Raw genomic sequence first — 15559 nt, 5'->3', positions numbered from 1 at the left:
CACAAGCAATCGGCGACCGCCGGCGCAGCCGGAACCGCGGGGGCATTCGGAGTCGGCAGATCGGCCCTGGGTCGGCTCACGTCGTTCATGGCGGGCCGATGACGGCACACCCGAACACATCCCTTACGGTGCGGCAGTGTCCGCCGCGGGGGGCGCCGCAGCCCCCGAGAAACCGGGCCCACGGACATCCGCAGGCGCCCAGTCGCGTCCGCTGTCCCGACCGGTCACCCACCACTCGTGCACGAACAGCCGCAGCGGCCCGCGCACCCGTTCCTCGAAGCGCGTAGGCAGGGTGTACCCCTCGATCTCCGCGTACTCCAGGAAGGTCGTATCCACGTGGGCACCCTGGGTGGGGCCAAAGCCGTTCAGGGTGACATGCACGCGATAAAGCAGGTCGGTTTCGGGGTGGATCCACATCACCACCCGGTCTTCGTCCGCCTCGCCGAACCCGGGCTCAATGGTGGCCAGTACCCGGCGGTAGTTCACACCGCCCTCGCGCTGGTCCGCCAGCCGCTCCATGTCGGTCGCCCGGTGTTTGACGAAGCTCGGACCGTAGTGGAACAGCTCGCCGGCGTCCGTGGTCATCGCGCTGGCGCGAATCCGGTCGCGGTCCGAACTGCGCTCGCCATCGTAGTACAAGCGGAATTCGTCACCGTGGCGGAAGACGCTCTTGGTGCCCTCGGGACCGGTGTAGTGGACCGCATACAGATCATCGGCGGGGCGATAACGCTCCTCACCCTGGCCGCGGTACTCGCCGTCCGCCACCAGCGGCTGCAAACGCTGGATCACGCGCCCCCACTCGCCATCGGTCGCCTGATTCAGATCACCCGGGTATTCGCGCAGGTCCCCGCCGTGGGCCGCAAGCGTTCGCTGAAACAGGGCCTGCGCACTCAGTCCGTCGTCGAATCCCGGATCCGGACCGGGCTGCGGGAAGGTGCCCCCACACCCGGCCAGCAGGACCGCGACTCCCAGCCAGAGGGCGGCGGCTGGCACCCTGATTCTTGTCCAATCAACCATACATCGCTCCTAACAGGAAACATCTGTACTTTTCTTGTACATTACCTGTACATTGTTTTCAACGGCCTCTACGCACCTGGTCACAAGGAGCTCGCCATGTTCTTCAACCCCGCCGTTTCGCCGACGGCCCATCCTGCTACGGGAACCACCGACGCGGCCGTGCTCGACGCAGTTCGGGAGGCCGTCGCCTACATCGAGTTCACCCCGCGCGGCCAGATCCTCGATACCAACGAGCTCTTCCTGAAGACCATAGGCCACCCCCGCGAGGACGTCATCGGCCAGCACCACCGGATGTTCTGCAGCCCCGAGTACGCACGCTCTTTGCAGTACCGCGACTTCTGGCGCCGCCTGGCGGCCGGGGAATCGCATACCGGAACCTTCCCCCGAGTGACGCGCACGGGCGAAACCATCTGGCTGGAAGCCACCTACTTCCCCGTGCGCGACACCCAGGGCCAGGTGGAGAAGATCGCGAAGATCGCCTACGACGTCACCGAAAAGCAGGAACAACTGCGCGACCAGGCGGCCGTCTTCACCGCCCTGGACCGCTCCATGGCGGTGATCGAGTTCACCCCGGAAGGCGAGATCCTCAAGGCCAACGAGAACTTCCTCCAAGCGGTCGGGTACAACCTCGACGACATACGCGGCCAGCATCATCGTATCTTCTGCGACGAGACCTTCTATCGCGATCATCCCGATTTCTGGGAGCGCCTGGCGCAGGGCCAGCTCATGAGCGGGAAGTTCCGGCGGCTGAAGGCCAACGGCCAGGAGCTGTGGCTGGAGGCCACCTACAATCCGATTCTCGACCAACAAGGCCGGGTGGAGAAGGTCATCAAGTTCGCCACCGACATCACCGCCAGCGTGCATACGGCGCAGCGCACCCGCGAGGCCTCGGCCGTCGCCCACGACATGGCCCGCAAGACTGCCGATCACGCCCGCAGCGGCGAGGACTCACTGCGGCTCAACGCACAGCACACCGTGCAGATTCGTGCCGAGGTCACCAGCACCCAGGAGGCAGTCGAACGTCTCAACGCCGAGGCACGCAACATCGAGTCCATCATAGAGACCATCCGCACCGTGGCCGAGACCACCCGGATGCTGTCCCTGAACGCCGCCATCGAGGCCGCGCGCGCCGGCGAACAGGGCCGCGGCTTTGCCGTGGTTGCCCAGGAGGTGCGCAAGCTCGCCGCCAGCACCAGCGAAGCAACCACCCGAATCGCCGAGGTCATCAACAGCAACCTGGAACGCACACGCGAAATCGCCGATCGCATCGACACGGTCCGTGAGGTCGCCGAGCAGGCCGACGCCCAGGTCCAGACCGTCCAGGGCATCGTCGACGAGATCCGCGACGGCGCCAACCTGGTCGTGGAATCCATCTCTTCCATCCCGCGCGATCACCCGTAGGGACTGCTCCGGGAGTCCGTATCTCCCGGGGCGGGCACCATCCGCGCGGGTACGGGTCTCACCAACGGCCCACGCATCTTGGGGAGGCATCATGTCCTTCACTCGCACACTCTGGCTCGGCGCCCTACTCCTGTTCTTGGCGCCGGCCCTGACCCAGGCCGAGGAGCCCGAACAGGCGGTGCTGGCCGGCGGATGCTTCTGGTCCATGCAAGCACCCTTCGACACGCTGGAAGGCGTGCTTGAAACCGAGCTTGGATATACCGGGGGGCATACCCTCGATCCCGGGTACTGGCAGGTGGTCACCGGGCGCACCGGCCACGTCGAGGCCGTGCGTATCCTCTTCGACCCCGAGCGCATCGGCTTCAGCGAGATCCTGGAGGTCTTCTGGCGCAGTATTGACCCGCTGGATCCCCACGGGCAGTTCTGTGATCGCGGGCCCCACTATCGAACCGCCATCTTTCCGCAGGACGCCGCCCAGCGCGCCATCGCCGAAGCCTCAAGGGCCGAGCTGAACCGCTCGGGCCGCTTCGACCAACCGGTGGTGACGCGCATACGGGACGCTGCACCTTTCTATCGGGCCGAGGACGAACACCAGAACTACTACCGCAACCACCCGGACCGCTACGCCGACTACGTGACCCATTGCGGCCGGGAGGAGCGCCTGCAAGCGCTATGGGGCGTACCAAGCAGGTTGGAGGCACCATGGAAATGATTGGGTTTCCCGGGCCTAAAGTTCGGTTCAAGACCGCCGTTAACGCACTGTAGCCGCGAAACTTCGGCTGCATGATCCCGGCGGCATGGCACCGGGTACCGACAGGCCCGGTGACGGGCCGTGAGACCCGACAACATGGCCCAGGTGATCAACACGAATCTCCTGTCGCTCAACGCCCAGCGCAACCTGCGGCTTTCCCAGGGCGCCCTGCAGGTGGCCCTGCAACGCCTGGCCTCCGGGCGCCGCATCAACTCGGCGCGCGACGATGCCGCCGGAATGGCCATCAGCGAACGCTTCACCACCCAGATTCGTGGCCTGAACCAGGCCATGCGCAATGCGCAGGACGGCATCGGGCTGGCCCGCACCGCCGAGGGCGGGCTGGGCTCCTTGAGCGGCAACATCCAGCGCATCCGCGAGCTGGCCCTGCAGGCGGCCAACGGCACCCTGTCCGCCTCCGAACGCCAGGCCCTGAACCGCGAGGCCCGGCAGTTGCTGGCCGAGACCGACCGGGTGGTTACCCAGACCACCTTCAATGGACGGACCCTGCTCGATGGCAGCGCCCCCACCGCGTTCTTTCAGGTTGGTGCCAACGCCGGGCAGACCCTCGCCGTGGACCTCGGCGACGGCATGGGCACGCGCCAGCTCGGCGCGATCGCGACCAGCCGATCGGGGGATCTGACGGCGCTGTTCGCCAGCGGTCCGTTCACCGTCGCGGGCGACTTCCGCATCCGCATCGGCGAGCGGCCAGCGATCGACGTCCCGGACGGAGACTATGACTCGGTCGCGGCCCTGGCCACCGCCATCAACCGCGAGCTCGGAGCCCCGAGCCGCGCCTCCGCCAGCTTCGATGGGCGCCTCGACATCACCGCACGCGAGACCATCACCATCAGCGGCGACGCCGGTCTCAATGCCCTGGACATGCCCGCCACCCGCGCGGTCGAGGGCCACCTCGCCGGGATCGATCTGGGCACCGCACAGGGCGCCAGCGACGCCCTCGCCCGACTCGACCAGGCCCTGGACCAGATCAGCGCCCGGCGCAGTCGTCTGGGCGCGGTGCAAAATCGCCTGGAGTCCACCATCGACAACCTGGGCATCGGCAGCGAGAGCCTCCAGGCCGCGCGCAGCCGCATCCTGGATGCCGACTACGCCGCCGAGGTCGCGGCACTCATCCGTGCCCAGATCCTCCAGCAGGCCGGAATCGCCATCCTCGCCCAGGCCAACCTGGCACCCCAGCTCGTCCTGCGCCTGCTCGCCTGAATCGCGTCCACCGTGCGCCCGCGATCTATCGACGGTCTGCCGGGAGCCCGGACCAAAGTTCATCAAAGTCCGCGAATGGCCAGACGGAAGGATCCTCGCGCCCGGCAATCGCTTCCTTGTTATGGACAGCGGAGAGATCCACCACCCTGGGTGGAATCCGGCAACCCGAGCTCGTCGAATAGAAGATCTTCACGACCGGCTTAAGCAGCGAACCGGCGGACTGGTCGACGACTACAGCAAGGCGTCCGGATTCCAGGCGCACCAGGGACCCCACGGGGTAAATCCCCAGGCTCTTCACGAACGCCTGGAAGACGGTCGGATCGAAATGGCCGTTCGCCCATTCGGCCATCCTGCGGATGGAGTCGCCCGGGTCCCAGCCCGCCTTGTAAGGGCGATTCGACGTAATCGCGTCATAGACATCGCAGACCGCGCCCATCTTCGCGTACAGGGTAATCTGATCCCCTGTTAGCCCCTCGGGATATCCCGAACCATCCATCTTTTCGTGGTGATGCAGGCAAACATCCAGGGTGATCGGATCGAGGTCATCTTCAGCGGCCTGAAGGATACGGCGCCCCTCCTCCGGATGGCGCTTCATCACAGCAAACTCCTCATCGGTCAGCTTGCCGGGCTTGTTGAGCACCTCCAGAGGCATGGCGGCCTTGCCAATGTCGTGCATTAACCCCGCCTCGCCAGCCGCCAGGACTGCCTCGTCCGCGAGCCCCAGCTCGCGCGCCAACGCCACCATCAGCGCGCATACCGCCACCGAATGCATGTAGGTGTAGTCGTCGGCGTTCTTCAGCCGCGCCAGGCTAACCAGGGCGCGGGAATTACGGGTCACGGAGTCCGTGATTTCCTCGACTACCTTGCGCGCCAGCTCGGTGTCCACGGTACGGCCCATGCGCGCCTCGCCGAAAATCGAAGTCATCGCCTGCCGCGACTTCCTGCAGATCGTAACGGCTCGCTGCAGTTCCTCCGCAGTAGAAACGGGTTCCTGGTGACCTTCCACAGCGCAAGCGGCCTGCAGCGAGTCCTGCATCTCGGCCTCCCGCGTTGCCTGTATTACGGCCTCCCCCGCACCCTCCAGGTCCCGTCCCTTGGCGGTGTCGATCCAGACCTCGCGGATGCTGCTTTTACGCAGTGTCGCGAGGTCCTTCGGGTCGTCCAGGAGAAAGCGTGTGCGCCAGAAGGGATGCTCCATCCACGAGCCACAAAGTTCCCGGATGTACATTCCCTCGACGACATGTTCCAACTTGATCTTCTTCAGCATTCGGGGCCCAGGCTTGCAATGGCAGGCCGGGGCTGTGCCCCGGGCGGCGGATTATCATCCCGATCTCAATTGCCCACAACTCAGACCTAACACCGCCTAACGAGAGTCCTTTCTTGCCACCCGGGCATCGCGAGGAGGGGGCATGAAAAGCCAGATCATCGAAGGCGAGGGCCCGCCTTTTATATGCATCAGGAACGACCCCGCAGCGTTCATGGGGTACCGATTTTCCAGATCCGCGCTGCCGATCTGCAGAACGGTGTTCTGACTCACATGTACTACACTCGGGATACAGGCGCGGTCGCTTGGACGACTGGATATGCCACCCTGAAGCCGTGCCGCCTTGTCGCACAGCCGAAGGTGTAATAACCGGCCCGGGATTGGCCAAAGGAAGAGCGCGATGTCCAGGTTTCCCTCGGCCCTGCCCTCCACCGGTGGCATCCGCTACACCGACTATCTCGCGCGCACCACACTCCGTGCCTGGGTGGGCATGTCATTCGTGGGCGCTAGTCTGCTGATCCTCGGCGGGCTCGCCCTGTCCTGGCTGATCGTCTACACCGCGGGTGGCGCCGACAGTATCGTCCCGCACTTTTATTACGTGCCCATCCTGTTCGCCGCGGCGCGCTTCGGCGCGGGCGCCGCCCTGGTCGTGGCCCTGGTGGCCGGCGTACTGGCCGGACCCATGACGCCAGTGGATGTCACCGCCGGCATCGCGCAGGAGACCGAACGCTGGCTAACCCGTACCGTATTCTTCGTCGGCATCGGCCAGCTGATGGCCTGGCTGGTCATCCCCGCGCTGCACCCGGTCACCGAGGAACTGCGGCGCATGCGCCAGGAATTCGATATCCGGCGCGGGCTGCGGCACAACGAGTTTTTCCTGCGCTACCAACCGATTTACTCCCTGGCGCAGGAGCGCCATGTCGGCGTCGAGGCGTTGATCCGCTGGCGACACCCCATCCGCGGAGAACTATCCCCGGCGGAGTTTCTGGACGTGGCGGAGGATTCCACGTTAATCCATGACATCTGCGATCTGGCCCTGGACGAGGGCTGCCGCCAGGCCGGTGCGTGGAACGCCCTGGCCGCCGAACACGGCCGCCCCGCATGGTACGTGGCAATCAACCTCTCGGCGCACGACATCGTCCGCCCCGAAATGGCGGCCCATGTCGCGGCCGCGCTGGATCGCCATCGGCTACCGCCGGAGTTGCTGCACATCGAACTGACTGAGACAGTGCTGGCGATGGACGCGGCCACCGATGCCCTGAAGCAGCTCAAGTCACTCGGCATCCAGCTCGCCATCGACGACTTCGGCACGGGTTATTCCTCGCTGGCCTACCTCAACCGCTTCCCCATCGACATCCTCAAGATCGACCGCCAGCTGATCTCCGGACTCGGCATTGATCCATCCGCCCACGACCTCTCGCGCGGCATGGTCCTGCTGGCCGAGTCGCTGGGCCTGCGGACCATTGCCGAGGGCGTGGAGACGAAGGAACAACTGGCAATCGGCCGCGAACTGAAATTCGATTGCATCCAGGGCTACTACTTCGCCCGTCCGTTACGGGCCGAAGAGATCCCATCCCTGCTGCTTTCCGACACGCCGCACACCGGCCATCTGCACGCGGTGCGCTACTGACCGAAATAGTCGCGCAGGAGCTGGGTCGTGCGGGCAGTCGGATCCTCGCGGATGCGCCGCTCCTCGTCCGCGAGGATGGTAAACAGGCCATCCAGGGCGTGATCGGTCACGTAGCGATCCAGATCGACGTCCAGCCCCGACAGGCCCGGAATGCGGCCCGCCGCGTCGCGCAGCGGCTGGTACACCCGATAGACGTCGGCCCGCTCCATCTGCTCCTGCACAATCGGCATGTAGCGCTCGCGCAGGGTGGATTCCGACGCGTCGCGCAGATACTGCGTGGCGGCATCATCGGCCCCGCGCAGCACCCCATACACGTCCTCCGGCCGCATCCCGCGGATGGCGCTGACAAACACCGGAACGGCCTCCCGCGCTGCCGCCTCCGCCGCGCGGTTCATGCGCCGCTCAAGGTCGTCCACCTGGCTAGCGAACCCGACGCGCCGCAGCACATCCCCAGCCTGTTCCAGCTCCTGCGGCAGCCCGATCCGGATCAGGGCGTTGCCCCAGTAACCGTCCTCGCGGCCGGTCCGCTCCACCGTGCGCTCGGTGCCCACCCGAAGGGCCTCGCGGATGGCCTCCTCGGCACGATCATCACCACCATCGAGGCCGAAGTCGCGGACATCCAGTCCGGCGCAGGCGGTCAGCAAGAGGGGGACCAGAAGCCAGGGGAGCAGGTACGCGCGTCGCATGTCGAAACTTCCGTGAGGGACTTCCCGTCATGATACACAGGGCATCGAACCCCCCGCTCCAGCCCCCCACTTGCCGTGGAGCTCGGCTTGTCCGATGGTGATCGTCCATGAATGCCAGCCGTCCCGATTCGAACCGGCGCCGCCGGCGCCTCGGCGCCTTCCTGATCCTGGTGGGCGTGCCCCTGCTCGCCCTGGCCATCTGGGTCGGCTGGGCCGAGCAGAACCCGGAACAGGAGCGCGAGCTGCGCGTCGAAGTCCAGGACCGCCTGCACGAATGGTTCCCCGAGAGCATGGAGCTGCCCGACGATCTGCAGGGCTTCCTGCCGCGTTCGGACCGGTTCGATGACGAGCGCCCGCCGGACGTCCTGCTGCTGCACGGACTGGACGAGCCCGGCGATATCTGGGACGCCCTGGCGCCCGCGCTGGACGACGCCGGAAGCAATGGCTGGGAATTCCGCTATCCCAACGACCAGGCCATCGACCACAGTGCGGACCTGCTGGCGGAACACTGGGCGCAGCTCGAAGGCGACGACCCGCTGATCCTGATTGGCCACAGCATGGGGGGTCTGGTGATCCGCGATTTCGTAACGCGCTACCGGCATCCGGAGGATGCGACCCCGCGTGTCGGGGGGCGACCCGTCGCCGGCGTAATCCTGGTGGCCACCCCCAATCATGGCTCCGAGTGGGCCCGGCTGCGGGTCTGGCTGGAGGTACGCGAGTGGCTGGCCGACATCCAGCAGCAGCGCTTCTCGCTGTTTGCCGGCCTGCGCGACGGCACCGGCGCGGCCAAGATCGACTTGCGCCCGGACAGCCGCTTCCTGGCCGAACTCAACGCACGCCCCTGGCCGGACGACATACCGGTCCGCATCATCGGCGGCAAACTGCCCGAACCCACCCCCGCCATGCGCGAGAGTCTCGCCGCGCTGGACGAACAGATCGACCTCGAGGCGGTGGCCGGGCGCATCAGCGAATGGTGGGAGCAGACCGACGACGAACTGGGCGACGGCGTGGTGCCGGTCGAATCCCTGCACCTGGACGGGCATCCGGACCCGCTGATCCTCGAGGCCTCGCATCGTGGGCTGCTGGTACCCGGCCCGCTGACGGACGATCCGCCCGCCATCGACCCTATCCTCGACATCCTCGAACACTGGAACGCCGCGCCGGGAGACTGAACACCCGGCTCGGGTCCGGCCGGCGCCGCTATCCGCCGCGCTCGACCAGCTCCACACGGCGGTTCTGGGCTCGCCCTGCCTCCGTGCGGTTGGTAGTGACCGGCGCCATCATCCCGGCCCCTGCGGCCTGGAGCCGGCTGCCTGCGATACCGTGCCGGTCGCGCAGCCAGTTCACCACGGACTGCGCGCGCTCCAGGGACAGCGACACGTTGTAGTCAAAGTCACCGGTGTTGTCGGTATGCCCGACCACCAGCAGCTCCATGGATGACTGCTCGTTCATCAGGTCCGCGATCGTCGCCAGCGCCTCGGCGGATTCCGGCAGGATCGCCGCGCTGTTCACCTCGAACAGGATGTCTTGCACCGCCACGCGGCCGTCCTCGATCAGGCCGGTCTCCATCTCGCCGGCGGTCAGCGGCTGGTGATCCATGGTCGTATCCATGTCCTCCGCGGTCACGATCGCTTTGGAGACCGCCGGCCCGTCGACCCGACGGGCGTTAAACACGGCAATCCCCGCCAGCACATCCCCGGCCTCGGAGCGCGCCGCGATGTAGCGCACCTGACGATCCCGGTTGGCTACCCGGCAGCAATCGCGCGCCCCGCGCTCGAACAGGCCGGATTCCCGGAAAAAGGTCCGTCCCGCCCCGCCCGAGAGCTCCTCCTCGGAGCCGGTGAACAGGATCTCGAAACCGCGTGCCTCCAACGCCTGCAGGTAGCTGCGCTTCACCCGCAGCGTGGTTACGCTGGGGTCCTCGAAGTTGTAGCTCAGCCGCAGGACCTCGCCCTCCAGCCGTTCGACCGACTCGAACCCATCCCCGTCCCACGGCCCGGTGGGCACCGCGAGCCGGTCAAAGTCGCTCTGGTCCTGGTACACGATGTACGAACCCGCCACCCGCGGCACATCCGGGTGATCCCCAGCCCCGTCGATGTCGGCCGCGCCCGCGCTGCCCACCCCCATCAGCCCCGCGACGACCCAGCCCGCAACCGCCGTGTTCGCACGCTTCCCCATGTAATTCCCCCTGTCCATACCCAAGATACGGCCCTACGGATACCCCAGCCGCAAGGCACCCTGCAACCCCGAAGCCATCGCCCCGACCGACCGCCGCGGAACATCGACGGGAATCCCGGCTCTCAAGGGCATGGACATCCCCCTGCTCGTCATCGGCGCCCTGCTGGTCGCCAGCCTGACCGCCTTCTTCTCCGGCGTGCTGCCCTATCCCATCGGCTGGATCATTCTGGGCATCGCCTTCATCGCGCGGCTGCTCTACCTGCGCGGGCGCTGAACGACCGGTCGTCACCGGTGTACGGACGTTGTATCGTCGAGACTCCGCGCCAGCCCGGGAGTGCCCCTGCTGCATGACCACCACCCGACTCATCGGCATCTACACCGGCCGCGTAACCGCGGACTACGCCAGGGGCCGCGCCAGCGCCATCGACAAGCAGCCTGTGGAAGGCCCAGTCGTGCTGGGCCCCCTCGGCCTGGCCGGTGACGAACAGGCGGACCCGGAAAACCACGGCGGCGCGGAGCGCGCCCTGCTCCACTACAGCCTCGATCGGTACGCCGGGTGGCAGGAGCAGTACCCCGATCGCGCCACCCGCTTCGTGCCCCCCGGCTTCGGCGAAAACCTGGCCAGCCACGGCATGGACGAACACAGCGTGCACATCGGCGACATCTATCGCATCGGTACCGCCCGGGTGCAGGTCAGCCAGCCCCGCACCCCGTGCTGGAAGCTCGACGCCCGCTTCGACATCCCGGGCCTCGCGCGCGAGGTCCAGGAGACCGGCCGCTGCGGCTGGTTCTACCGCGTACTGCAACCGGGCACCCTCACCGTGGGCGATACCATCGAACACCTCGAACGCCGGCCCGACAGCCTCAGCATCGCCGCGGCCATGGCAGCGGTCTATCGGCAACCGGACGCCCAGCACCTGCAGCAACTGGCCGATTGCGCGGCCCTGGCCTCCAACTGGCGGGAAAAGGCCCGGCGAAAGCTGCGCGGCACCCCCGATGCCCGCAGCCACCAGCGCCTCACCGGCGAACCGCCCACCCGGTAATCTCCCCCGTACCCGGCTGGCGGACGCAACGGCACAAGTCCACTCCCCATATCCGCATCACGTTCCGGAGCCCCCGGGACGACGGCGGCCCCGGGGCTTCCGTCGCCCCCCATCCAGTCCCGGCACCGCCCGTCGAGTATTGACGTCTACGGGCGGGAGAAGGCCCAGGTGCTCGTAGAGACAGGGCCTGCGGGCGCCATGGCCCCGTACTCCACCCAGCGCGCATGAAGCCGGGCGCCCGTTACCAGCAGCTCGGCACCCTCGGTCACGGCCACGAGCGCCACTTGGCCATCCGCAAAACCGCGCGCGCATCCTTGCCGATCGTCGCCACGCGTTCCGTCCGCGTGGAGCACCCGTTCAAGCTCCAGCGTGACGTACCCCTCGGCCCGCACCAGTACCGTCACTTCGAAACGGCATTCCGACCAGTGCGAGGCACGGACCAACGTGACGCTTGCCAGCAACAGGCCGGCCAGCCCCACACCCACCAGGATTCTCGAAAGAGCCATCACCGCGTGTTTCTCCGGGCGCGTTGACCGGACTGTACTGGCATCCCGCCTGGACTCGCTTTACAGGACCCATGCCCGAAACAGGGGTGTAACGGGCAAAAAAATAAAATCAACAACAAAAACCATTTCTTAAAATCACCAAAGGAGACTCCAATGAGACATTCAGAGACCCCGGCCAAGCGCCGCACGGTTACCGCGAGGCCGCGTTTCCGGCTTCTGGCCGCCCTGGCCTGCACCGCACTTGTCGGCCTCGGCTGGAACGCATCTGCCACGGCGTTCGAGCCCGAAGCCAAGGTCGTCTATCACGTGGACTATGGCGATCCCCAACGGCTATCCTCGATGCTAACCAGCATCAACAACATGATGACGCACTACCAGAACGAGTTCATGCATGTCGACGTGCGGGTGGTATTCATGTCCGACGGCATACGGTTCACCACTGACAACAACCTCGAAGGCACCCCGTTCGAGGATGCCCCGTGGCATCGGGTCTTGCCGCCATCCCTCGCCCAGATCGCACATTCCAGTGCCCGGCCCACCAGGGAAACCCGCAACAACGCCCCCTGGCAACACCGCTGATCAGGGACGGTCGAGTAGACGGTAATCCCGCGATCCATCATCCCGTTCGGTAACCACGAGTTCGACCTCGCGGCCCACTTCCATCGGGCTTCGCAGCTCCTGCCACAGAAACCGGACCGGACCGTCCGTGGGCGTGTCGACAACGACACGAATCCATGCCGTGTCCTCGGTCTCCCGTTCGACCTCGATCACCGGTGCCCGGATCACCTCCCGACTGGCTACGCCAGGCCCGAACCAGTCCGAATACAGCAACACGCCCAGGACTGCCAGCATGCCCATCGCCGCGAATGCCGCCCGTGTATTCCGAAAGGCATATGCCAGATTGTTCCAGAAACGCCCGACCATCCCGCCCCCTCTATCCAGCAAACGTCGACGACTGGGCGCCGACCGACTCCTTCCGACAAAACCCGTGGGCGCCTGCTCCACCTCGACTTCCGGGTAAGCACAGGAGTCTCGCCAGCAGGCAGTCGGATCGAAGATCCCGGAAAATCCGGCCGCATGCCCGTCGTTTTCTACCGGCTCGTGATATGCGACACCGCCCGGTACCGGTCGGCGTCACTTACCCGGAGTGCAGGGGTCAATTCGCCCGACGGATCCCTTCCGGGCCGACCAATGGTTCCGGACGATCCAGGCCGAACCCCTGCCCATGGGTGACGCCGACCTCCACGAGAAGCGCCCGTATGGCATCGTCCTCCACTTGTTCGGCAATCGTGGTCAGCCCCAGGATCTGTCCCACTTCGTGAATGGCACGCACCATTGCGAGGTCGACCGGATCGGTGTTGATGTCCCGAACAAAGCCACCGTCGATCTTCAGATAATCCACCGGCAGATGCTTGAGGTAGGAAAACGAGGACAGGCCGCTGCCGAAATCGTCCAGCGCGAAGTGACAACCCGTTCGCCGCATCTCGGTCATCAGCCGAGCGGTTCGCTGCAGGTGCCGGACCGCCGCGGTCTCGGTGATCTCGAAGCACAAGCGGTCACCGGGGAGGCCGGACTTCGCCACCGACTCCTGTAGAAACACCAGGAAGGCATCGTTATTCAGTGACGAACCCGAGAGGTTGATCCCCATTACCGGAAGGTCACCACATCCGGCAGCCTGGAGTTGCTGCATGTACGCCAGCGTCCGGGACACCACCCAGCGGTCGACCTGCCCCATCAGGTCATAGCGTTCGGCCGCCGGGATGAAGGTATCCGGCCGGACCAACTGACCATCGCGGTCACGCAGGCGCAGCAGGACTTCGAAATAGGCATCCGTGTCATCCGCCAGCGTGCGAACTGGTTGTGCCCAGAGTTCGAAACGATCCTGCTCGATCGCGTCCGGAATGCTGCTGACCCAGTGCAGTTCGCCCACCCGGTCACGCAAGTCCTCGTCCTCCGCGCGGAACACGCGCACCTGGTTGCGCCCCGTGTCCTTGACCACGTAGCAGGCCGCATCCGCCTGCTGCAGGATCAACTGGGTCGACTCGCTCGCCCTGCTGACTTCGACCAGCCCCAGACTGGCGGACACGGAGAAGGTCGACTCGTCCCAGTAGAAACGGAAGCTGGCCAGTTCGCGGCCGATCTCCTCGGCCAGGATTCGTCCGTCCTCGATGTCCCGGTCAACCATCAGGATCCCGAATTCATCCCCTCCGAGGCGCGCGACGATATCGCGTTCGTGCAACAGATGAGGCAAGAGCGCCGAAACCTGACGCAGGAGCTCGTCGCCTGCGGTGTGTCCACGGGTGTCATTGATAATCTTGAACTGGTCGAGGTCGAGATAGCACAGGGTGTGCCGGGTGTCGTGCGTGCGCGCGGAACGTAGCTGGTCCTCGAGACACGCCTCGAAGGCCGGCCGGTTCAGCAACCCTGTCAGGGCATCGTGTGTGGCCTGATAGTCGAGCCGGCGCATCACCTCGCGCAGATCGCTGATGTCACGCATCACGAGGACGCTCGCCTGGCTGTCGGCGGCACGATTCAGGATCGGGGTAAAGGAAAGCTGGACCGGGCGGGTCTGGTCGTTCGCGGTGTGCAGGCGCATATGGGCAGGGTGGCCTGCTTCCGCGAGCACCTGACCACTGGATTCGAGCCGCGCGGACATCGAGTCCCCGCCGCTCTCGGCTTCCAGACATACCACCTCGTCGAGGGGCCGTTTCGCCAGTTGTGCCGCAGGCTCGCCCAGCAACAGGCTGGCCACCGGATTGGCGTAGTCGATACGCCCATGGTCGTCGGTGGTAATCACCGCGTCGCCAATCGACTCCAGCGTGGTCTGGGCCCGCTCCTTCTCGCGCCGGTTTTGTTCCCGTTCAGTGGCGATGATCTCCCGCTGGTGCATGTGGGTCAGGGTCATGCTCAACCAGTCGGCACTGAGCTGAAGGAACCGCCGTTCCAGCGCGTCCGGTGGCTTGCGTCTCGCATCGTCGCGATAGAGCACCAACAAGCCACGCTGGTTGTCGGGAAGCGGAAGTTCGACCGTCTCGAGGCAAGCCGGAAGCGAATCCAGGCCCCGGGAGCGCAGTTCCTCGCAGGTACCGGACCGGCCTTCCTCAAGGGACAATGCCGAAACCTCCCGCAGCGCACGTTCGGACAATGGCGAGGCGCGGTGCGGCGGGTAGTGCCGGAGTCGTCTTGCCTCCATCCCGGCCGGGTCCAGTTCATAGAGGGCCACCCCGTCCATCCGCAGCTGCTCGGCAACCACCCGCAGCAAATGCCGAATGGCCTCCTCGTGATCACTGCTGGCCTGGGTCGCTTCGACAAAGGTATTCAGGAGGTCGGTCTGCGACCGAAGCAGGTGCATGCGCGCCAGCATGAACCCGAAAAGGATCCCGACAACGGAAGGGATCGCCAGCAAGCGCGGCTCGAAACGATCGGCCCCATAGACAAACAGGATCTGGACCACCGCCAGCAGAGTGACGATCGCGACCGAAATGCCGATGAACCGCGCATAGGCCGGCCAGGTGTTCCGTAACCCGAGTTGTGCCCGCATCCCCCCTCCCCTTGCGTGTCGATGCGTCGTCTGGCATCAACGGGGTCTTCCCGCAATAGCGGTGGAAATGCCCCCCGATCATTGTGACTATAACGGGTGCCTGATCGGGCCGAAAGAATGCGGCCCGCCGAAAATTAACGGCCCATCGGCTTCGGCACTCCGGGAAGGGCTTTCTGCACGTGCCGTTGCGGCCAAGATCGACCTGCCGCCGATTGCTAGATCCTGGCCCCCAACTGGCGGGAGAAGGCCCGGAGAAAGCTGCGCCGCGCCCCCGATGCCAGCAGCCAGCAGCGCCTCACCGGTGAACCACCCTCCAAATAACGC

Annotated in this window: 15 protein-coding genes and 1 pseudogene; 9 read left to right on the top strand and 7 right to left on the bottom strand. The window is 65.9% G+C overall.

Features of this window, described 5'->3' with window-relative positions:
* Window positions 1-123 precede the first annotated feature (123 nt).
* Window positions 124-1017 (bottom strand): hypothetical protein, encoded by an 894-nt coding sequence (locus G333_RS0106295; RefSeq protein WP_047251398.1) that lies wholly within the window; start codon window positions 1015-1017, stop codon window positions 124-126.
* A gap of 96 nt (window positions 1018-1113) precedes the next feature.
* Here G333_RS0106295 and G333_RS0106290 point away from each other — a divergent pair, with 96 nt between their 5' ends.
* From G333_RS0106290 to G333_RS0106280, 3 genes are all read left to right on the top strand, one after another.
* On the top strand, window positions 1114-2418 hold the full coding sequence (locus G333_RS0106290; protein WP_019627992.1) for a PAS domain S-box protein: 1305 nt from the start codon (window positions 1114-1116) through the stop codon (window positions 2416-2418).
* A 91-nt stretch (window positions 2419-2509) separates the two neighbouring features.
* Window positions 2510-3130 (top strand): peptide-methionine (S)-S-oxide reductase MsrA, encoded by a 621-nt coding sequence (msrA, locus tag G333_RS0106285; RefSeq protein WP_019627991.1) that lies wholly within the window; start codon window positions 2510-2512, stop codon window positions 3128-3130.
* Window positions 3131-3265: 135 nt separating this feature from the next.
* The gene (locus G333_RS0106280; protein WP_019627990.1) at window positions 3266-4387 is read left to right on the top strand and encodes a flagellin; all 1122 of its coding nucleotides are present in this window, start codon (window positions 3266-3268) and stop codon (window positions 4385-4387) included.
* Between the two features lie 25 nt (window positions 4388-4412).
* Here the strand turns inward: G333_RS0106280 and G333_RS0106275 are convergent, their stop codons facing one another.
* The gene (locus G333_RS0106275; protein WP_019627989.1) at window positions 4413-5654 is read right to left on the bottom strand and encodes an HD-GYP domain-containing protein; all 1242 of its coding nucleotides are present in this window, start codon (window positions 5652-5654) and stop codon (window positions 4413-4415) included.
* A gap of 397 nt (window positions 5655-6051) precedes the next feature.
* On the opposite strand from G333_RS0106275, the gene G333_RS0106265 reads away from it, so the two are divergent.
* Window positions 6052-7281 carry a bifunctional diguanylate cyclase/phosphodiesterase gene (locus tag G333_RS0106265; protein ID WP_019627987.1) on the top strand — a complete coding sequence of 410 codons (1230 nt, stop codon included), beginning with the start codon at window positions 6052-6054 and terminating at the stop codon, window positions 7279-7281.
* On the opposite strand, the gene G333_RS0106260 is transcribed toward G333_RS0106265, so the two are convergent.
* Complete coding sequence (locus G333_RS0106260) at window positions 7275-7967, bottom strand: DUF4197 domain-containing protein (RefSeq protein WP_018175716.1); 693 nt, start codon at window positions 7965-7967, stop codon at window positions 7275-7277. The two genes, G333_RS0106265 and G333_RS0106260, sit on opposite strands and share 7 nt — an antisense overlap.
* A gap of 107 nt (window positions 7968-8074) precedes the next feature.
* Between G333_RS0106260 and G333_RS0106255 the strand changes: the two genes are divergently transcribed.
* Complete coding sequence (locus G333_RS0106255; protein WP_018950774.1) at window positions 8075-9139, top strand: alpha/beta fold hydrolase; 1065 nt, start codon at window positions 8075-8077, stop codon at window positions 9137-9139.
* A 28-nt stretch (window positions 9140-9167) separates the two neighbouring features.
* On the opposite strand, the gene G333_RS0106250 is transcribed toward G333_RS0106255, so the two are convergent.
* Window positions 9168-10145, bottom strand: a complete 978-nt coding sequence (locus G333_RS0106250) for an OmpA family protein (protein WP_018950773.1) — start codon at window positions 10143-10145, stop codon at window positions 9168-9170.
* Between the two features lie 130 nt (window positions 10146-10275).
* On the opposite strand from G333_RS0106250, the gene G333_RS15165 reads away from it, so the two are divergent.
* Together G333_RS15165 and G333_RS0106240 are read left to right on the top strand one after the other, a co-directional pair.
* Entirely contained in the window at window positions 10276-10419 is a 144-nt protein-coding gene (locus G333_RS15165) for a hypothetical protein (protein WP_018175713.1), read from the top strand.
* 73 nt (window positions 10420-10492) lie between these two features.
* Window positions 10493-11188: an MOSC domain-containing protein gene (locus G333_RS0106240; RefSeq protein WP_019627986.1), complete on the top strand. Its 696-nt coding sequence runs from the start codon at window positions 10493-10495 to the stop codon at window positions 11186-11188.
* Window positions 11189-11334: 146 nt separating this feature from the next.
* On the opposite strand, the gene G333_RS0106235 is transcribed toward G333_RS0106240, so the two are convergent.
* Window positions 11335-11694, bottom strand: a complete 360-nt coding sequence (locus G333_RS0106235) for a hypothetical protein (RefSeq protein WP_018175711.1) — start codon at window positions 11692-11694, stop codon at window positions 11335-11337.
* Between the two features lie 153 nt (window positions 11695-11847).
* Here G333_RS0106235 and G333_RS14290 point away from each other — a divergent pair, with 153 nt between their 5' ends.
* A complete protein-coding gene (locus G333_RS14290; RefSeq protein WP_019627985.1) occupies window positions 11848-12273 on the top strand; it encodes a hypothetical protein in 426 nt (141 codons plus the stop codon).
* On the opposite strand, the gene G333_RS0106225 is transcribed toward G333_RS14290, so the two are convergent.
* Together G333_RS0106225 and G333_RS0106220 are read right to left on the bottom strand one after the other, a co-directional pair.
* Entirely contained in the window at window positions 12274-12546 is a 273-nt protein-coding gene (locus G333_RS0106225; RefSeq protein WP_231291096.1) for a hypothetical protein, read from the bottom strand.
* A gap of 304 nt (window positions 12547-12850) precedes the next feature.
* On the bottom strand, window positions 12851-15235 hold the full coding sequence (locus G333_RS0106220) for an EAL domain-containing protein (RefSeq protein ID WP_019627984.1): 2385 nt from the start codon (window positions 15233-15235) through the stop codon (window positions 12851-12853).
* 222 nt (window positions 15236-15457) lie between these two features.
* Between G333_RS0106220 and G333_RS15255 the strand changes: the two are divergent.
* Window positions 15458-15556 (top strand): annotated as a pseudogene (locus tag G333_RS15255) (MOSC domain-containing protein); the annotation flags it as partial.
* Window positions 15557-15559: the final 3 nt, after the last annotated feature.

The sequence above is a fragment of the Thioalkalivibrio sp. AKL10 genome, assembly GCF_000381845.1.
Taxonomy (GTDB): domain Bacteria; phylum Pseudomonadota; class Gammaproteobacteria; order Ectothiorhodospirales; family Ectothiorhodospiraceae; genus Thioalkalivibrio; species Thioalkalivibrio versutus.
This window is presented reverse-complemented; position numbering and strand designations above follow the sequence as displayed.

Bases quoted from the DNA above. Each gene is read 5' to 3' on its own strand.
- msrA (WP_019627991.1), top strand. From the start codon at position 2,510: ATGTCCTTCACTCGCACACTCTGGCTCGGCGCCCTACTCCTGTTCTTG.
- G333_RS0106260 (WP_018175716.1), bottom strand. From the start codon at position 7,967: ATGCGACGCGCGTACCTGCTCCCCTGGCTTCTGGTCCCCCTCTTGCTG.
- G333_RS0106250 (WP_018950773.1), bottom strand. From the start codon at position 10,145: ATGGGGAAGCGTGCGAACACGGCGGTTGCGGGCTGGGTCGTCGCGGGG.
- G333_RS14290 (WP_019627985.1), top strand. From the start codon at position 11,848: ATGAGACATTCAGAGACCCCGGCCAAGCGCCGCACGGTTACCGCGAGG.
- G333_RS0106280 (WP_019627990.1), top strand. From the start codon at position 3,266: ATGGCCCAGGTGATCAACACGAATCTCCTGTCGCTCAACGCCCAGCGC.
- G333_RS0106240 (WP_019627986.1), top strand. From the start codon at position 10,493: ATGACCACCACCCGACTCATCGGCATCTACACCGGCCGCGTAACCGCG.
- G333_RS15165 (WP_018175713.1), top strand. From the start codon at position 10,276: ATGGACATCCCCCTGCTCGTCATCGGCGCCCTGCTGGTCGCCAGCCTG.
- G333_RS0106235 (WP_018175711.1), bottom strand. From the start codon at position 11,694: ATGGCTCTTTCGAGAATCCTGGTGGGTGTGGGGCTGGCCGGCCTGTTG.
- G333_RS0106265 (WP_019627987.1), top strand. From the start codon at position 6,052: ATGTCCAGGTTTCCCTCGGCCCTGCCCTCCACCGGTGGCATCCGCTAC.
- G333_RS0106225 (WP_231291096.1), bottom strand. From the start codon at position 12,546: ATGCTGGCAGTCCTGGGCGTGTTGCTGTATTCGGACTGGTTCGGGCCT.
- G333_RS0106220 (WP_019627984.1), bottom strand. From the start codon at position 15,235: ATGCGGGCACAACTCGGGTTACGGAACACCTGGCCGGCCTATGCGCGG.
- G333_RS0106290 (WP_019627992.1), top strand. From the start codon at position 1,114: ATGTTCTTCAACCCCGCCGTTTCGCCGACGGCCCATCCTGCTACGGGA.
- G333_RS0106275 (WP_019627989.1), bottom strand. From the start codon at position 5,654: ATGCTGAAGAAGATCAAGTTGGAACATGTCGTCGAGGGAATGTACATC.
- G333_RS0106295 (WP_047251398.1), bottom strand. From the start codon at position 1,017: ATGGTTGATTGGACAAGAATCAGGGTGCCAGCCGCCGCCCTCTGGCTG.
- G333_RS0106255 (WP_018950774.1), top strand. From the start codon at position 8,075: ATGAATGCCAGCCGTCCCGATTCGAACCGGCGCCGCCGGCGCCTCGGC.